Consider the following 2,349-nt stretch of genomic DNA (forward strand, 5'->3'; position numbering starts at 1 on the left):
CCAGGACTCCAAGCGCTACATGCACCACTACAACTTCCCTCCTTTCTCCACCGGCGAGACCGGCTTCATGCGCGGTCCCAAGCGGCGTGAGATCGGCCACGGCGCCCTGGCCGAGCGGGCACTGCTGCCCGTCATCCCGGACCCCGAGGTCTTCCCTTACGCACTGCGCGTGGTCAGCGAGGTCATGAGCTCCAACGGCTCGACCTCCATGGCCAGCGTCTGCGCATCGAGCCTGTGCATGATGGACGCCGGTGTGCCCCTCAGGGCCCCCGTCGCCGGCATCGCCATGGGGTTGATCAACGAGGGGGACAAGTTCGTCACCCTGACCGACATCCTGGGCGCCGAGGACGGCTACGGCGACATGGACTTCAAGGTTGCCGGCACCGCAGGCATGATCACCGCCCTGCAGCTGGACACCAAGATCACCGGCATCCCGACCGAGGTCCTGGCTGCTGCCCTGAACCAGGCTCGTGACGCCCGCCTTTACATCCTGGGCAAGATTGCCGAGGTGCTCCCCGCTCCCCGCGAGGAGCTCAACCCGAACTCCCCGAGGGTCATCGCCATCAAGATCCCGATCGACAAGATCGGCGAGGTCATCGGCCCGAAGGGCAAGCGGATCAACGAGATCGTCGCCCTCACCGGCGTACAGATCGACATCGAGGACGACGGCACCGTCCGCATCGGAGCGGTCGAGCAGTCGGCAGCCGACGAGGCACGCCGCATGATCGAAGAGGTCGCCAACCCCAAGATCCCGGAGCCCGGCGAGCGCTTCATGGGCCGTGTGGTCAAGATCGTCGACTTCGGCGCATTCGTGAACCTGACCGGCGGAACCGACGGCCTGGTGCACATCAGCAAGCTCGGCGGAGACATCCGCCTGGCACGGGTGGAGGACGTCCTCAGCGAGGGCGACACCCTGGAGGTCGAGGTCACCGAGATCGACTCCCGAGGCAAGATCTCGCTTACGCCCGTCACCCTGCCTCCCCGGGTTGCCGAGCTGCCCGACGACTACGAGGCCAAGAACCCCCGCCAGTCCCGTCCCGGGGGCGACCGTCCCCGCCGTGACGGCGACCGGGGCGGAGACCGCGGCCGCCGTCCCGCCGGAAGGCGGTAGCAACGACAAGCCCGCACCGGCCGTTCGAAAGGACGGTCCTGCCCAGCGGACTGACGGTGTTGACCGAACACATGCCCGAGGTGCGCTCCGTGGCACTCGGGTACTGGGTGGGGGTCGGCTCACGCGATGAGCCGGCCCCACTCCAGGGGTCGTCGCACTTCCTCGAGCACCTTCTTTTCAAGGGCACCAAAACCCGGTCGGCCCGGGACATAGCCGAGATCTTCGACTCCTGCGGCGGCGAAGCCAACGCCTTCAGCGAGAAGGAGTACACCTGCTACTACGGCCGGGTCCTGGACAAGGACCTGCCGATGGCAGCCGAGGTGCTCTCCGACATGATCAAGAACTCCCTGATAGCCACCTCGGACATCGAGGCGGAGCGCAACGTGATCCTCGAAGAGCTGGCGATGCACGAGGACACCCCCGAGGACCTGATCCACGACTTCTTCGCCCAGACAGTATTCGGCGAGCACCCCCTGGGAAGGGAGATCATGGGGACGGTCGAGACGGTTGCGTCGATCGACCAGGACGCCCTGAGGACCTTTCACTCCCAGAACTACAACTCCCACAACATCGTCGTGGCGGCCGCCGGCAATATCGCACACGACGAGGTCGTCCGCCGGGTCGGCGAGGGCTTCGGCGAGAGCGCCGGCCGGGCGATCCGGGAGACCGTCGACCCCATCGCGCACAGCCGCACCCGGGTCCTTAAGCGCAAGACCGAGGGCGCCCACATCGTCATCGGCGGCCTGGGGTACCCCAGCGGCCACCCGCTCCGGTTCGCCTGGGGTGTGCTGGACGTGCTGCTGGGCGGGGGGATGAGCTCCCGCCTGTTCCAGGAGATCCGGGAGATCCGGGGGCTGGCGTATTCGGTGTTCTCCTACCGCAACCTGTTCATGGAGACCGGCACCTACGGGATCTACGCCGGGACCGCCCCGGGCAGCGCCCGCGAGGTGGTGGACCTGATCGTCAAGGAGATGGACCTGATGCTGGATGCCGGGGTGTCGCAGGCCGAGCTGGACCACGCCAAGGGCCACATGCGCGGCGCAGTCGTGCTGGCGCTCGAGGACCCCGCCTCCCGCATGACCCGGCTGGGCAAGTCGGAAGTGACCGGCGGGGAGATCCTGTCGATCGACGAGATCATCGCCCGGGTCGACGCCGTGTCGCTGGACGACGTGGCCACCGTCGCCAAGGACCTGCTGCGGCCCGAGGGGCGGATCCTGACCGCCATCGGCCCGTTCACC

The 2,349-nt window shown here is 67.5% G+C and carries 2 protein-coding genes; both read left to right on the forward strand.

What is annotated here, in order from left to right:
• Nucleotides 1-1,111 (forward strand): polyribonucleotide nucleotidyltransferase (locus VFV09_09300; GenBank protein ID HEU4867911.1); only part of this gene is annotated, 1,111 nt, incomplete at its 5' end.
• A gap of 56 nt (nt 1,112-1,167) precedes the next feature.
• A partial coding sequence (locus VFV09_09305) for a pitrilysin family protein (protein ID HEU4867912.1) occupies nt 1,168-2,349 on the forward strand: 1,182 nt, incomplete at its 3' end.

This window comes from Actinomycetota bacterium (genome assembly GCA_035759705.1).
Taxonomy (GTDB): Bacteria; Actinomycetota; CADDZG01; order JAHWKV01; family JAHWKV01; genus JAJCYE01.